Source organism: Cellulosimicrobium sp. AB352, assembly GCF_049538415.1.
GTDB classification, from domain to species: Bacteria; Actinomycetota; Actinomycetes; order Actinomycetales; family Cellulomonadaceae; genus Cellulosimicrobium; species Cellulosimicrobium funkei.
In genome coordinates this window covers 184,676-198,829 of record NZ_JBMVFX010000005.1, presented here as the reverse complement: position 1 = coordinate 198,829, position 14,154 = coordinate 184,676, and the positions used below count along the sequence as shown (strand labels likewise).

Sequence of the window (14,154 nt, the reverse complement as noted above, 5' to 3'; positions counted from 1 at the left end):
GCTCGTGCTCAGTACCAGTTGACGGCCTGCGAGTGCGACCACGCGCCGCACGGCGAGCCGTAGGAGCCGGCGATGTAGTCGAGGCCCCAGGCGATCTGCGTCGCGGGGTTGGTCGCCCAGTCGGCGCCCTTGCTCGCCATCTTCGAGCCGGGCAGCGACTGCGGGATGCCGTAGGCGCTCGACGTCGGGTTGTCCGCCGTCGGGTTCCAGTTGGACTCCTTGGTCCACAGCTTCTCGAGGCACGTCCACTGCGAGCCGGTCCAGCCACGCTCGGCGGCCATGGCCTGCCCGATCGTGCGCGGGTCCTTCGGGCGCTCCTTGGTGCCGGTCGTGACGACCTCGTCCACGGGAGCGGTCGTCACCTCCTGCGAGAGCTGCTCGCGCGACTCCTCGACGCCGTCCACGAGGGTGACCTCGAACGTCGTCGTGGTGACGCCGTCGGCACCCGCCTGGGTGACGGCCGACTCGTCCGTGTACTTGGCGTCGTCGGGCTGCTGCACGGTCCCGTGCGGCACGGGCGTCGTGGTCTGCTGCTGCTCGACGACGACGCGCTGCACGACGAGCGACACCGCCGGCGCACCCGGCTCGGGCGACTCGACGCGCTGGACGCTCACGCGGTCCAGGTCGCCGAGCTCGATGCCCTGCTGGTCGAGGATGGCGGGGACGCCGATGCTGCCGTCGGGCGCGACCTTCGTCTGCCCGTCGGCCACCACGTTCACGGGGCCGTCGGCGTCGAGGCGCAGGTCGAGCGACGCGCGCTCGCCGGACCGCGACGCGACGAGGCGGACGTCGCCGCCGCGCTCCGCGAGGGTGTCGAGCGCCTCGTCGGCGTCGAGCGCGGTGAGCCAGACGTCGGACTGCGCGCCGTCGGTCTGGACGGTGACCTTCTTGCCGAGGCGCACCACGACGTCGTCGCCGTCGCTGAGCGCGGAGCCGGGGTCGGGAGCGACCTGGTCGCGCGCACCGACCTCGACGCCCGCGGCGTCGAGCGCGCCGCCGACGGAGCCGGCGAGCGTGCTGACGGTGGTCGTCTCGCCGTCGACGTCGATCGTCACGGTCTTGCTGGCCTCGCCGTAGGCGACGGCACCGGAGCCGACGAGCGCGACGGCGGTGGCCGCCGTGACGATCGACCAGCGGCGTCGGCGCGTGGAGCGCAGGGTCCGGGCCGCGCGGGCGGACCGACGGGTGGCGTTCTCGGGGTTCTCGGGGCTCTCGGGGCTCTCGGCGGTCGGCACCGCCTCGGGCGTGGTCTGGGGGGTGTGCGCCGTGACGTCGGCCGTCTCGGGCGCGCGGGAACGGAAGGGGTTGTGCACAGTGGTCCAAGTCGTCGGGGGCTCCCGGGCACGGGGGTCGACGGCGCGCACGCGCCCGCGGGGTGCTCCGCAGCGTGGCGGGCGCACCCGGTTCGACCAGCCGATCCGGCGTCCTGCGGCCCTCGGCGCCCTGGGCGCCCGGGAGAGGCCGCGTCCCACGGCCGGCCATTACACCTGTCCCCGGTGAGCGGCTACGCGAGACACTCGACCGTAACCGATTCGTTATCGCACACCAAACCGCCTGGTCAGCTCGCGCGTCCGGCGCGCACACTCCCGGGCGCTCACCCCGCCGGCGTCACCGTGACCCGGAGCAGCCGGTCGTCGCCGTCGCGCGGCTCGCCCCGACCGTCGGTGTTGCTCGTCAGCACGTAGAGCACCGCGCTCCCGTCGTCGCCGGGCGGCGTCGCCGGGTCGACGAGGACCGCGCGCAGCCGCCCCCGGTCCGTGAGCACCGCGTGCGGCGCGCCGAACGCCGCGGCGTCGGTGCCGCCGTCGGGCGAGGCGAACGGCACGCGCCAGAGCCGCTCCCCGCGCAGCCCCGCGAGGTACACACCCTCACGGGTCACGGCGATCCCGCTGGGCGAGGCGTCCGACGTCGGCCACGTCGCCACCGGGTCGACGAACCCGGCGTCCGCCCCGCCCGTGCCCTCGACGTCGGGCCAGCCGTAGTTCCCGCCGGGCACGACGACGTTGAGCTCGTCGAACGTGTCCTGGCCGAACTCGGACGCGAGCATCCGGCCCGTCGCGTCCCACGCGATCCCCTGGACGTTGCGGTGCCCGAGGCTCCACACCGGCGAGACCGGGTCCGGATTGCCGGGGGCGGGGTCGTCGTCCGCCGTGACGCGCAGGATCTTGCCCGCGAGCGCACCCGGGTCCTGCGCCGCCCCGCGCTGCTGCGCGTCGCCCGTCGTGACGTAGAGGTGGCCGTCGGGTCCGAACGCGAGCCGTCCGCCGTCGTGCGTGGAGGCCGCAGGGACGCCCTCGACGACCGGCGTCAGGGCGGAGAGCTCGCGCCCCGCGAGCGTCCCCCGCAGCACCTCGTTGCCGTCCGGCGCGGTCCGGTACACGAACACCTCCCCCGCCGCGGCGCCACCTGCCGGGCCCACCGCGACGCCGAGGAGCCCCGACTCCCCGCGCGCGACCGTGCCGTCGCGCAGGTCGTCCGCCCCCGGCCCGGTCACCGGTTCGACGGCGCCCGTCGCCGGGTCGACGACGACCAGCCGGCGCTCGTCGCGCAGCGAGACGAGCAGCGTGCCGTCCGCGAGCGCCGCGAGCCCCCACGGCGCCGGGAGCCCGGTCGCGACCTCGACCACGTCGACGCGCACCTCGGGCACCACGACCAGGCCGTCGGAGGCGGCCTCCGGTGACAGGGCGGACGCGTCGGGCGCGACCGGGTCGGCGGGCGGGGACGGGGCGGTCGTGGCCGACGGCGCAGGGGCGGGCGCGTCGTCGGGCGCCCCGTCCGAGCACGCGCCCGCGCCGAGCACGACGGCGAGCCCGACGGCGAGCACGGGCACGCCGGTCCGCGCGCGCACGGCGGGACCTCGACCTGAGGCCCGGGTCCTGTGGTGGCGTCGCACCCGCCCATCGTCACCCGCAGCGGCGGGTCGTGCCGGGCGATGATCGGCAGGGACGACGGACCTTCGGCCCGCGCCGCCGGTCCTTCGGCGGCCACCCGGGCCGGGACGGCGAGGCATGCTGGAGGTGTCCCCGAGGTCCGGGGACGTGGGCGAGGAGGCGTGTGCACATGTCGCGGACGTACGTGGTGACGGGATCGGCATCGGGCGTGGGGGCCTGCGTGGCCGGGTTGCTGCGCGAGCGGGGCGACCGGGTCGTCGGCGTGGACCTGCGCGACGCCGAGGTCCAGGCGGACCTCAGCACCGACGAGGGCCGCGAGCGTGCGGTCGAGGAGGTGCTCGCCGCGACGGACGGCACGGTCGACGCCGTCGTCGCGTGCGCCGGGATCTCCGCGCCCGTCCCGACGACGGTCGCGGTGAACTTCTTCGGCGTCACCCGGTTCCTCACGGGCCTCCTGCCCGCGCTCGAGCGCTCGCAGGCGCCGCGCGTCGCCGTCGTGTCGTCGATGGCGACGCTCCAGCCGGTGTCCGAGGCGATCGTGGACGCGTGCCTCGCGGACGACGAGGACGAGGCCCTGCGCGTCGCCGGCACGCTCGCCGAGCAGGGCCCGCAGGTTGGGTACCTCGCCTACCCGTCGTCCAAGCGCGCGCTGTCGCGTTGGGTGCGCCGCGAGTGCGTGACGGCGGCATGGGCCGGGCGGGGCGTCCCGCTCAACGCCGTCGCGCCCGGGACGGTGCTCACGCCCATGACGACCCAGCTCCTGTCGACCCCCGAGTCGGTCGCGATGGTCGACGCCGCGGTGCCGATGCCCCTCAACGGGCACCAGTCTCCCGAGTCGGTCGCGTCGCTCCTGCTGTGGCTGACCGACGTCGCGAACACGCACGTCACGGGGCAGACGATCTACGACGACGGCGGCGCCGACGCCGTGCTGCGCGGCGACGACGTGTGGACGGGGACGGTCCCTAGCCCAGTCGCGTGAGCCCGCGGCGCAGGCCCCGGACGGCCTGACCGATGCGGTGCTCGTTCTCGATGAGCGCGAACCGCACGAACTCGTCGCCGCCGGGGCCGAACCCGACGCCCGGAGACACCGCGACGTCGCACTCCTCGACGAGGTGCGTCGCGAACTCGATCGAGCCCATGTCGCGGTACGGCTCGGGGATCCGGGCCCACGCGAACATCGTGCCGCCGGGCTTGTGGATGTCCCAGCCGATGCGCTGCAGGCCGTCGTACAGGGCGTCGCGACGCGACTCGTAGACGGCCGAGATCTCCTGCGGGAACTCGGTCGCCTCGTTGAGCGTGACGGTCGCGGCGATCTGGATGGGCTGGAACGTGCCGTAGTCGAGGTAGCTCTTGAGCTTCGCGAGCGCCCCGACGACGTCGCGGCGCCCCACGAGGAACGCGACGCGCCAGCCCGCCATGGAGAACGACTTCGTCATCGAGTACAGCTCGACCGCCACCTCGCGCGCGCCCTCGCACTCCATGATCGACGGCGGCTCGAACCCGTCGAACGTCATGTCGGCGTACGCGAGGTCGTGCACGAGCACGACGTCCTTGTCCCGCGCCCAGTCGACGAGGCGCTGGAGGTCCTCCTTGGTCGCCACGGTCGTCGTCGGGTTGTGCGGGAACGACAGCACGACGACGCGCGGCTTGGGCCAGCCGAGCTCCCACGCCTCGATGATGCGGTCGATGTACCCGGCGGCGTCGGTGCCGTCGCCGATGGGGACCTGGCGGGCGTCGGCGCCCGCGAAGTAGGGGCCCCAGATGTGGATCGGGTAGCTCGGGGTGGGGACGAGCGCGACGTCGCCCGGCTGCAGCAGCACCCACATGAGGTGGCTGAAGCCCTCCTTGGCGCCGATGGTCGAGATGATCTCGGTGTCCGGGTCGAGGCTCACGCCGAACCGGCGCTGGTACAGCCCCGCGACGGCCTCGCGGAGCTTCGGGATGCCGCGCGACGCGGAGTACCGGTGGTTGCGCGAGTTCTGCGCGGCCTCGGCGAGCTTGTCGACGGCGACCCGCGGGCTCGGCAGGTCCGGGTTGCCGAACCCGAGGTCCACGACGTCGCGCCCCGCTCGGCGTGCCTCGATCTTGAGCCCGTCGATGATCGTGAAGACGTAGGGCGGCAGACCGGGGATCCGGCGGAACTCCATCGCAGTGCTCCAGCTCTGTGCGGCGCTCCCGGGCGCGGGGGTGCGCACGGGTCGCGGGTCTCGCAGGGTACGCCTGCCGCCCGACGACGTGACACCGCGTCTCGCGACCGGCTCACCGGCCTCGGGTCAGCCGGACCAGCCGAGGTTGCGCGCCATGCGCTCGAGCGTCGCGACCGTCCGCGCGTACTCCTCGCGGCTCACGCCCTGCGCGACCCGCTCGCGCGCGACCGACACCGCGTCGAGCAGGTCGTGGTACGCATGGTTGCCCGCGACCGTCACGGACAGGCCCTGGTCGCCGCGCGCGACCCAGCCGCGGCGCACGAGGTCGTCGATCTCCGCCGTCACGGCGCTCGCGCCGCCCGCCCCGGCACCCGTGAAGGGTGACAGCACGCCGTCGACGCTCGTCTCCTCGCTCACGCCGTCACGGATGGTGTTGAGCACCTGCCAGTGCCGGCGCGTGAGGCCCGAGTGCTGGAACACGGCGTCGAGGTTCTCGTCGATGAGCCGGTCCACGAGCTTGAGCCAGTACCCGAGGGGGCGTCCGGCGTCCGTGCCGGAGGTCGTCGTGGGCGTTTCCTGGTCCTCGGTCATGGCTGCCTCCCGGTCCGATCACGGCTGGGCCCCACTCTCGCACCCGCGCTCCCCCGGTGCCCGCCGGGGTGGCAGAGTGGGCGCATGACCGAGAGCACCCCCGCGCCGCGCCGCGCGCTGATCGTCGTCGACGTCCAGCCCACGTTCTGCGAGGGCGGCGAGCTGGGCGTCGAGGGCGGGAACGCCGTCGCCGAGCGCATCGCCGAGCACGCGCGCGACCACCGCGACGCGTACGACCTCGTCGTGACGACCCAGGACTGGCACGTGGACCCGGGCCAGCACTGGAGCCCCGACCCGGACTTCGTCGACACGTGGCCGCCGCACGGGATCGCGGGCACCCCGAACGCGGAGCTGCACCCGGCGCTCGCCGACCTCGCGCCCGACGCCGGGGTGAAGAAGGGCGAGTACCAGGCCGCCTACTCGGGCTTCGAGGGCGTCGACGTCGCGGGCCGACCGCTCGCGGACCTGCTGCGCGACGCCGGGATCGAGGCGGTCGACGTCGTCGGCATCGCCGAGTCGCACTGCGTGCGCGCGACCGCGCTCGACGCGCACGCGCTCGGCCTCGCGACGCGGGTCCTCACCGACCTCACCGTGCCGGTGACGCCCGAGCTCGGTGCCGCCGCGCGCGAGGAGCTCGCCGCGGCGGGCGTCACGCTCGTGGCGAGCGACGCCGTCGGGCGCTGACCACCGCGGTCACCCGCGGCGTGCGTCCAGCGCGGCGGCGTACAGGTCGCGCTTGGGCACCCCGGCGCCCTGGGCGACGTCCGCGACCACGTCCTTGAGCCGCTCCCCGCCGTCGACGCGCGCCAGGACGGCGGGCACGAGCTCCGCGAGCGGGACGGGCCCGCGCGGCGGCGCGCCACCGACGACGACGCAGATCTCGCCGCGCAGCTGCTCCTCGGCGGCGTGCTCCGCGAGCTCGGCGAGGGGGCCGCGCAGCACCTCCTCGTAGGTCTTGGTGAGCTCGCGCGCGACGGCGGCCGGCCGGTCCGGGCCGAACGCGCCGGCCATCGCGGCGAGCGTCTCGGCCACGCGGTGCGGTGCCTCGAAGAACACGAGCGTGCGCGGCTCGTCGACGAGCGCCGCGAGCGCACGCGAGCGGTCCCCCGCCTTGCGGGGCAGGAAGCCCTCGAAGCAGAACCGGTCCGTCGGGAGCCCCGAGAGCGCGAGAGCGGTGAGCACCGCGCTCGGCCCGGGCGCCGTCGTCACCGGGAGGCCGCGCTCGACCGCGCGGCCCACGACGCGGAAGCCCGGGTCGGACACGCTGGGCATCCCCGCGTCCGACACGACCAGCACCGTGCCGCCGCCGTCGACGACGTCGAGCAGGTCGTCGGCGCGCTCCGCCTCGTTGTGCTCGTGGAAGCTCACGACCCGCCCCCCGACCTGGACGCCGAGACGGCCCGCGAGCGCGTGCAGGCGCCGCGTGTCCTCCGCCGCGACGACGTCGGCCTCCGCGAGCAGGCGGCGCAGGCGCGGGCTCGCGTCCTCCGCGTTCCCGATGGGCGTGCCGCCGAGCACGAGGTGCCCGGCCTCCCGCCGGGTCGTGGGCGCGTCGGGGCCGGGGACGTCGGTCGAGGAGGACATGGCTCCCAGGGTTCCACACGTGCGCGGCCCCTACGATGGCCAGCGTGTCCCAGCCGCCCGCCGACGCGACCCCCGGCCCCCGCCCCCCGGCCGACGCCACCGACGCGCCGCCCGGCCCGGGCGACGACGCCGAGCCCCGGCCGGCGCCCGACCTGCCGGTCGACGAGCCGGCCGCGGGTCACGACGGCGCACCGCGGTCGGACGTGACGACGGACGACGGCCCCGCGCCGAGCCACCGCGAGCGGCTCCTCCTCGCGCTGCTCGGCCCGCGGCGCCTCGCGCTCGGCGCGACGGCGCACGACCGGCTGTGGGGGTGGCTCGGCGTCGCGATCGTCGCCGTCGTCGCGGCGGTGCTGCGGCTGTGGAACCTCGGCCGGCCCGGCACCCTCGTGTTCGACGAGACGTACTACGTCAAGCACGCGTGGACGCTGCTCCAGGTGGGGTACGAGGCCGACTGGCCCGAGGAGCCGAACCCGGCGTTCGAGGCCGGGGACGTGAACTCGTTCCTGCCCACGGCGGACTACGTGGTCCACCCGCCGCTGGGCAAGTGGATGATCGCGCTCGGCATGAAGGCGCTCGGCGGGGCCGAGAACCCGTGGTCGTGGCGGATCGCGTCCGCCGTCGTCGGGGTCGTCGCGGTCGTGCTCGTCGCGCGCATCGCGCGCCGGCTGTTCGCCTCGACGGCGATGGGGATCGTCGCGGGCGCGCTCATGGCCGTGGACGGCGAGGCGATCGTGCACTCGCGCACCGGCCTGCTCGACAACATGCTCATGCTCTGGGTGCTCGTCGCCTTCGGGTGCCTCCTGCTCGACCGCGAGCAGGCCCGGCGACGCCTCGCCGAGCGCTGCGGGGCGATCCTCGACGCGGGCGGGCGCATCGGGCGCTACGGCCCCGGGCTCGGGTGGCGGTGGTGGCGGTTCGCCGCGGCCGTCGCGCTCGGGCTCGCGTGCGGGGTCAAGTGGTCCGGCCTGTACTTCCTCGCGGTCCTCGCCGTCGTCTCCGTGCTCTGGGACGCGACGGCGCGGCGCACCGCGGGCGTCGGGCGCTGGTGGGAGGACGCGCTCGTGCGCGACGCGATCCCGGCCGCGCTCGTCATGCTCCCCACCGCTGCGCTCACCTACGTCGCGACGTGGACGTCGTGGTTCCGCTCGCCCGGCGCCTACATGCGCCAGTGGGCCGTCGATCACCCCGGCGAGGGCGTCCAGTGGCTGCCCCCGGCGCTGCGGTCGCTGTGGGAGTACCACCTGAAGATGTGGGACTTCCACACGGGGCTCACGTCCGAGCACACGTACGAGGCGCACCCGCTCGGCTGGATCCTCCAGTGGCGGCCCACGTCCTTCTACTGGCGCTCGTACGAGGCCGGCGAGGCGGGCTGCGAGGTCGAGCGGTGCGCGCGGGCGATCACGTCGCTCGGGAACCCCGTCCTGTGGTGGGCGGCGGCGCTCGCGATCCTCGTCGCTCTCTACGCGCTCGTGCGGCTCAAGGACTGGCGCGCGCTCGCCGTGCTCAGCGGGATCGTCGCCGGGTGGGCGCCGTGGTTCCTCTACGCCGAGCGGACGATCTTCACGTTCTACTCGATCGTGTTCCTGCCGTGGGTCGTGCTCACGCTCGTCTACGCGATCACGCTCGCGCTCGAGCGCACGGAGGGCCGGGCGGTCGCCCGGGCCCGCGTGCGCGTCGGGATCACGGTGCTGCTCACGACGATCGGCGCCGTGAGCGTGTTCTTCTACCCGATCTGGACGGCGTGGCAGGTGCCGTACTGGTTCTGGCGGATGCACATGTGGCTGCCCACGTGGATCTGACGCGCTGACCCGGCGCGCCGGCCGGGCGCCCCGGAGCGCGCCGGGCCGGCGTCACTGGTAGCTGACGAAGTCCGGGGTCGGGCTGATGCCCCACGTCTGCTCGGGCGTGAGCATGGGCGCGTCCTCGTCGTAGAAGTTCTTCCAGCCCCAGAACAGCCCCGCCGGCGCGTCCTGGTGCAGCGTCGACCACGTGGCCGCCTTCGCCTCCTGTCCGCCCTGGCCGTCGGCGTGGACGACGGTCGCGAGCTCGGGGTGGGCGGTGTCGAGGCGTGCGCGGTCGGTGATCATCGACGTGCGGAACTGGTGCAGCAGGAAGACCTTCTGCGGCAGGTCGTGCTCGCGCACGAGGCCCGCGAGGTAGTCGCCGACGGCGTTCACCTCGTCGACCCCGACGGAGCCGATCTGGGCGAGGTGCACCTGGTCGGGGCCGAGGCGCCACTCCGGGTCGAGCGCGACACCGACGTGCGGCTGCGCGACGAGGTCCTCGTACGCGCGCACCTGCGTGAGGAAGTCCGTGCGGCCCGGCTGGAAGTCCAGCACGACGTACACCCCCGCCTCGCGCGCGGCGTCCACGTAGGGCCGCACGAGGTCGGCGGCGCGCTCGTTCGAGTAGTTGCCGTCGGAGCCCGCGGACCCCGACGCGACCGTCGTGATGATCTCGAGCGTCGGCACCACGGGCTCGTCCGTGAAGCCCTGGTACCAGGCCGCGTGCTCCTGGGCGCGCGCGATCGTCGCGGCGACGTCCTGCTCGCCGAGCACGCCGAGCACCGGCGCCCCCGGCGACCCGTAGAGCGCGACGTAGCGCTTGCCGGGCAGGGCGAGCTGCCCGCCGCCGGGCAGCTCCGTGCCCGTAGCGGCCGCCTCGACGCGCCACCCGAGGTCGTCGGGGCTGCCGAACGACGCCCCGAGGCCGACGGTCGCCGTCGCCCCGGCCGCCGCGACCGCCTGGACGGCCTCGGACGTGGTGCGCGGGTCGCCGCCGGGGGCGTCGACGACCGTCGCGCCCGACGCGCGGGCCGTCGCGGCCGCCGGTCGGGCCGCGGCCCCGGCGTCGGGGTCCGTCAGCGCGAGGACGCCGGTCGACGTCTGGGCGTCGCCCGACGCCGGGAGGTCCTGGACCGCGAGGTCGGCGGCGCCCGCGAGCGACTCCTCGTCGACGGCGCCGTCGGGCGCGACGGCCGCCGGGTCGACGTGCACCGTGGTCACGTCGTCGAGGCCGGGGACGCTCGTCCCCTCCGGCGCGACGACGACCGCCTCGGCGGCGTCGAGGCGGGTCAGCTCCTCGGCGAGCGCCGCGTCGTCCCCCGCGACCAGGACGGGCGCGACGACCCGCTCGGCGAGCGCCGTGGCGACGCCGACCGCGGTCGCGTCCTCGGCGGCGTCGGCCGGCACGACGACCGCGACCGGCGCGGTCGCGAAGAACGTGCGGCTCGCCGCGAGCGCGAGCGCGGCGGGGCCTTCCTCGGTGAGGGTGAGGACGCCCTCGGGCGTCGCGGCGCGGGCGCCGTCGGGCTCGGCCTCGGCGGCAGGCCCCGTGCTGCTCGCGGCGGGGTCCGGGTCGCCGCCCGTGCACCCGGCGAGCGCGGTCGCCAGCGCCAGCGTCGCGGCGAGCGTGACCGCACGGCGGCGCGGGCCGTCGCGGCGCGCGCGGGGACCGGGGCGTGGGGTCGAGGAGGGAGTTCCGGACGGGTCGTCGTGGCGGGCGGCGGAGAAGGTCACGAAGGCCATCGATCGATGGTCCGTCAGCGGCCGCCCGCCTCGCGACCGCTGGAGGGGTTTTCCCCGGTGACGTCCACCACCCCGCGGGCGTCGCCCGCCCGCGTCACCAGTCGACCTGCACCGAGGGATGGAAGGGGGTGCCCGAGCGGCGCCACGCGTGCGCCTCGCGGGCGACGCGTCGGCGGTAGTCGTCCCAGTCCTTGCGGTCGGGGGCCGTCCAGGCGACCTCCGCGACGGCGCTCAGGCGCGGCAGGAGCATCGTGAACAGCGCGTCGAGCGTGGGGATGCGCTCCGTCCAGACCGCGGCCTCCACGCCCTCGATCGAGTCGGCCGGGAGCCCGGGGACCACCTGCTCGGGCTCCCAGTCGTACGCGTCGCGGACCTCGACGAGCCCCGCCCACTCCTGCCCGAGCGGGAAGTCGGCCGTGTACTTCATGTCGAGGTAGACGCGGTTCGCGGGCGACATGATGACGCGCGCTCCCGCCCTGGCCGCGTCGACGAGGTACGTGAGGTCCATGGGGTGGGTGTCCCAGTACTGCACGAGGGTGCCCGGGCGCAGGGGCGCCTTCGCCGCCTCCTGCCACGCGACCGGCTTCTTGCCCGCCTCGAGGATCAGCCGCTCGCACAGCTCGACGAAGCGCGCGTACTCGGCGGGCTCCATCTTCAGCACCTCGTCGCCGCCGAGGTGCACGTGCTCGCCGTCGGTCGCGTGGGCGAGGTCCGTGAAGACGTCGCGCAGGAAGGGCTCGGTGGCCGGGAGGTCGAACGTCAGGCGCGAGAAGCCCACCTCGATGCCGTGGTAGGCGTCCGTGGGGACGCCGTCGGGCATGAGGTCGCCGTACACGTGGGTCGCCGCGTTGATGTGGCCCGGCACGTCGATCTCCGGCACGACGCGCACGAAGCGCTCGGCCGCGTGGTCCTGCAGGGCGCGGAAGTCGGCGAGGGACAGGTGGCCGCCCGTCCCGCCGGAGGTGTCGCCGCCCGAGGAGAGCTTGGCGAGCTCGGGCCGCGACGGCGACTCGATGCGCCAGCCCTGGTCGTCGGTGAGGTGCAGGTGCAGCACGTTGAGCTTGTACGCCGCCGCGACGTCGACCACGGCCCGCAGCGCGTCGAGCCCGAAGAACGTGCGCGCCACGTCCACGGAGAGACCGCGCCAGGGGTAGCGCGGCGCGTCGTGCACGACGACGTGCGGCACCCGCGCGGACGCCCCGTCACCCGGCGCGACGACGAGCTGGCGCAGCGTCTGCACCGCGTGGAGCAGCCCGGCCGGCCCGGGCGCCGTGGCGGTGACGCCGGCGGCGTCGACGACGAGGCTGTAGCGCTCGGGGCTCGTGGAGCCCTCCGGCCCGGCCGCCCCGTCGACGCGCAGGACGAGCGCGGTGCGCTCCCCGTCCGTGGCGGGAACCGCGACGGCGGCGGGGTCGTCATGGGTCGCGGTGACGCCGTCGAGGCCGGAGAGGACGCTCGCGGCGAGGTCGGCGAGCCAGGGGGCGGCGCCGTCGAGACCGACCGCGTGGACCTCCAGGGCACCGACGGGCACGTGGCCCTCACCGGGCTCGACGTGCAGGGGCTGGGGGATGATCGAGACCATCAGGTACCTCGTCGTCTGGGTCTGGTCGAATCGATTCGGCTTTTGCGAGCGACACACCCTAACCCGCGCGCACGGGACCGACCAAGTGCCCTGCGGAGCGGATCGTCAGCGCGACGGCGCCACGTAGCGCGGGCTCGGGTCGAGCGACAGGACGCCCTCGACGTCCCGCGCCGGGTCCGCCGAACCCGTGGTCCAGCCGCCCACCACGCCTGCCGGCACATCGTCGAGCAGCGTGCCCCACTCGCGTGCGCGGGCGCCGAACCCCGCCTGCGCCGTCGGCTGCAGCACGACGGCCGCCTCGCCCGCACCCACGTCGAGCGTGGCGGCGTCGAGCACCGCGTCGGCGTCGGGTCGCTGCACGACGACGAGCTTCTGCGGCAGGCCCTGCGTGCGCACGACCTCCCCGACGGCGCCGATCGCGGCGCTGAGCTCCGCCGCGCCCACCGTGCCGGCCCGGGACCCCTCGCCCGCGCGGCGCGCGTCGACCGCGAGCGCGACGCCCACGGTCGGGCGCGCGAGCAGGTCCGCGTACTCGGCGACCTGCTCGTCGAAGCTCGCGCGGCCGGGCTCCAGGCGCAGCACGACGAGCACCCCCGCGGCGGCCGCGGTGTCGACGAGCGGGACGAGCTCCTCGGCGGGGATCTCCGTCGAGTAGTCGCGGTCCGCGCCCGGGTTCGACGACGCCCGCGTCGCCGGCACCTCGAGCACCGGGACCACCACGTCGTCCGGGGCGGCCTCGGCGTACGCCGCCGCCGCCTCCTGCGCACGCTCGACGGCCTCCGTCGCCGAGCGCTCCCCCACCGCGACGAGGCCCGACGTCACGGCGTCGGCCTCCACCGCGACGTACCGGACGCCGTCGGCCAGGACGAGCTGCGAACCGCTGGGGAGCAGGTCGCCCGCCTCGGCCGACCGCAGCCGCCACGTGAGGTCGTCGGCCGTGCCGAAGCTCGCGCCGATACCGACGACGGCGAGCGCCTTCGCCGCCGAGATCGCGTCCACGACCTCGGCGGACGCCCGCGGGTCGCCCTGCGGCACCTCGAGCGGCACGGCGCCCGCGGCGCGCGCGGTCGCGATGGCGGCGGACTGCGGTCCGCCCGGCACCGCGAGGCTGCCCGGCTCCGTGAGGGCCAGGACCTCGGTCAGCGTCTCCGGCTCGCCCCGATCGGGCAGCGCGGCGCGGACCTCGTCGAGGTCGCGCTCGTCGAGCGTCCCGTCGGGAAGGAGCGCCCCGACCTCCAGCAGGACGCGCTCGACGCCGTCGACGTCGCCCAGGGTCGCGCGCGCGGGCTCCTCGCCCGCGTCCTCCTGGCCGGGGGGCGCGGGCGGCTCGCCCACCTCGACGACGGCGACCGTGCCGAGCCGGCCCAGCTCCGTGCGCAGCCCGCCGTCCGAGATGGCGCCACCCACGAGCAGCACGGGCGCGGCGAGCTCGACGGCGGCCGCGGCCGCGGTCGCGCGCGCGGCCTCGTCGTCCGCCGTGGCGAGCACGACGACCGGCGCGTTGGTGAAGAACGCCTGGCTGCTCGTCAGCGCGAGCTCCGCCGGCTCGGTCGAGCCGAGCACGAGGACGCCGTCGCTCGGCTCGGCGGCACGGGCAACGAGCCCGGTCTCACCCGAGGACGGCCCGTCAGCCTTCGCCGTCTCCGCGGCACAGCCGCCCAGCGCCACGACGGCACCGAACGAGAGGACGACGGGGAGGGCGACAGGGACGAATCGGACCTTCCGAGTGTTCACGCCCCCCATCATCGCGTACCCGGCGCGGCTCGCCGACCGAGGGATGTGAGGGACTCGTGATGGTCGGACCCGGCCGGCCGCGGGGTGGCGTGACC

Annotated in this window: 11 protein-coding genes; 3 read left to right on the top strand and 8 right to left on the bottom strand. The window is 75.6% G+C overall.

Features of this window, described 5'->3' with window-relative positions:
• Positions 1-8: 8 nt before the first annotated feature.
• A complete protein-coding gene (locus tag ACPCUX_RS05740; protein WP_241769806.1) occupies positions 9-1,313 on the bottom strand; it encodes a ubiquitin-like domain-containing protein in 1,305 nt (434 codons plus the stop codon).
• Between the two features lie 281 nt (positions 1,314-1,594).
• Positions 1,595-2,848: a PQQ-dependent sugar dehydrogenase gene (locus ACPCUX_RS05735; RefSeq protein WP_423388330.1), complete on the bottom strand. Its 1,254-nt coding sequence runs from the start codon at positions 2,846-2,848 to the stop codon at positions 1,595-1,597.
• 212 nt (positions 2,849-3,060) lie between these two features.
• Here ACPCUX_RS05735 and ACPCUX_RS05730 point away from each other — a divergent pair, with 212 nt between their 5' ends.
• Positions 3,061-3,870, top strand: a complete 810-nt coding sequence (locus ACPCUX_RS05730) for an SDR family oxidoreductase (protein WP_043656099.1) — start codon at positions 3,061-3,063, stop codon at positions 3,868-3,870.
• Here the strand turns inward: ACPCUX_RS05730 and ACPCUX_RS05725 are convergent.
• Both ACPCUX_RS05725 and ACPCUX_RS05720 read right to left on the bottom strand, forming a co-directional pair.
• Complete coding sequence (locus ACPCUX_RS05725; RefSeq protein WP_354806989.1) at positions 3,854-5,038, bottom strand: aminotransferase class I/II-fold pyridoxal phosphate-dependent enzyme; 1,185 nt, start codon at positions 5,036-5,038, stop codon at positions 3,854-3,856. The two genes, ACPCUX_RS05730 and ACPCUX_RS05725, sit on opposite strands and share 17 nt — an antisense overlap.
• Before the next feature lie 126 nt (positions 5,039-5,164).
• Positions 5,165-5,629, bottom strand: a complete 465-nt coding sequence (locus ACPCUX_RS05720) for a MarR family winged helix-turn-helix transcriptional regulator (RefSeq protein WP_021482375.1) — start codon at positions 5,627-5,629, stop codon at positions 5,165-5,167.
• A gap of 84 nt (positions 5,630-5,713) precedes the next feature.
• Between ACPCUX_RS05720 and ACPCUX_RS05715 the strand changes: the two genes are divergently transcribed.
• The gene (locus ACPCUX_RS05715) at positions 5,714-6,313 is read left to right on the top strand and encodes an isochorismatase family protein (RefSeq protein WP_043656105.1); all 600 of its coding nucleotides are present in this window, start codon (positions 5,714-5,716) and stop codon (positions 6,311-6,313) included.
• 9 nt (positions 6,314-6,322) lie between these two features.
• Here the strand turns inward: ACPCUX_RS05715 and rsmI are convergent, their stop codons facing one another.
• Positions 6,323-7,213: a 16S rRNA (cytidine(1402)-2'-O)-methyltransferase gene (gene rsmI, locus ACPCUX_RS05710; protein ID WP_051028254.1), complete on the bottom strand. Its 891-nt coding sequence runs from the start codon at positions 7,211-7,213 to the stop codon at positions 6,323-6,325.
• A 35-nt stretch (positions 7,214-7,248) separates the two neighbouring features.
• Here rsmI and ACPCUX_RS05705 point away from each other — a divergent pair, with 35 nt between their 5' ends.
• Positions 7,249-9,015: a phospholipid carrier-dependent glycosyltransferase gene (locus ACPCUX_RS05705; RefSeq protein ID WP_186381266.1), complete on the top strand. Its 1,767-nt coding sequence runs from the start codon at positions 7,249-7,251 to the stop codon at positions 9,013-9,015.
• Between the two features lie 51 nt (positions 9,016-9,066).
• Here ACPCUX_RS05705 and ACPCUX_RS05700 read toward each other — a convergent pair whose 3' ends face one another.
• The 3 genes from ACPCUX_RS05700 to ACPCUX_RS05690 form a co-directional block, all read right to left on the bottom strand.
• Positions 9,067-10,743: a hypothetical protein gene (locus ACPCUX_RS05700; protein WP_423388329.1), complete on the bottom strand. Its 1,677-nt coding sequence runs from the start codon at positions 10,741-10,743 to the stop codon at positions 9,067-9,069.
• Between the two features lie 94 nt (positions 10,744-10,837).
• Positions 10,838-12,325: a family 20 glycosylhydrolase gene (locus ACPCUX_RS05695; RefSeq protein WP_114554158.1), complete on the bottom strand. Its 1,488-nt coding sequence runs from the start codon at positions 12,323-12,325 to the stop codon at positions 10,838-10,840.
• Positions 12,326-12,430: 105 nt separating this feature from the next.
• Positions 12,431-14,059 (bottom strand): hypothetical protein, encoded by a 1,629-nt coding sequence (locus ACPCUX_RS05690; RefSeq protein WP_423388328.1) that lies wholly within the window; start codon positions 14,057-14,059, stop codon positions 12,431-12,433.
• Between the last annotated feature and the right edge of the window lie 95 nt (positions 14,060-14,154).

Excerpts from the sequence above, each read along its gene's own strand:
- ACPCUX_RS05730 (WP_043656099.1), top strand. The coding sequence starts at position 3,061 with ATGTCGCGGACGTACGTGGTGACGGGATCGGCATCGGGCGTGGGGGCC.
- ACPCUX_RS05725 (WP_354806989.1), bottom strand. The coding sequence starts at position 5,038 with ATGGAGTTCCGCCGGATCCCCGGTCTGCCGCCCTACGTCTTCACGATC.
- ACPCUX_RS05720 (WP_021482375.1), bottom strand. The coding sequence starts at position 5,629 with ATGACCGAGGACCAGGAAACGCCCACGACGACCTCCGGCACGGACGCC.
- ACPCUX_RS05715 (WP_043656105.1), top strand. The coding sequence starts at position 5,714 with ATGACCGAGAGCACCCCCGCGCCGCGCCGCGCGCTGATCGTCGTCGAC.
- rsmI (WP_051028254.1), bottom strand. The coding sequence starts at position 7,213 with ATGTCCTCCTCGACCGACGTCCCCGGCCCCGACGCGCCCACGACCCGG.
- ACPCUX_RS05705 (WP_186381266.1), top strand. The coding sequence starts at position 7,249 with ATGGCCAGCGTGTCCCAGCCGCCCGCCGACGCGACCCCCGGCCCCCGC.
- ACPCUX_RS05700 (WP_423388329.1), bottom strand. The coding sequence starts at position 10,743 with ATGGCCTTCGTGACCTTCTCCGCCGCCCGCCACGACGACCCGTCCGGA.
- ACPCUX_RS05695 (WP_114554158.1), bottom strand. The coding sequence starts at position 12,325 with ATGGTCTCGATCATCCCCCAGCCCCTGCACGTCGAGCCCGGTGAGGGC.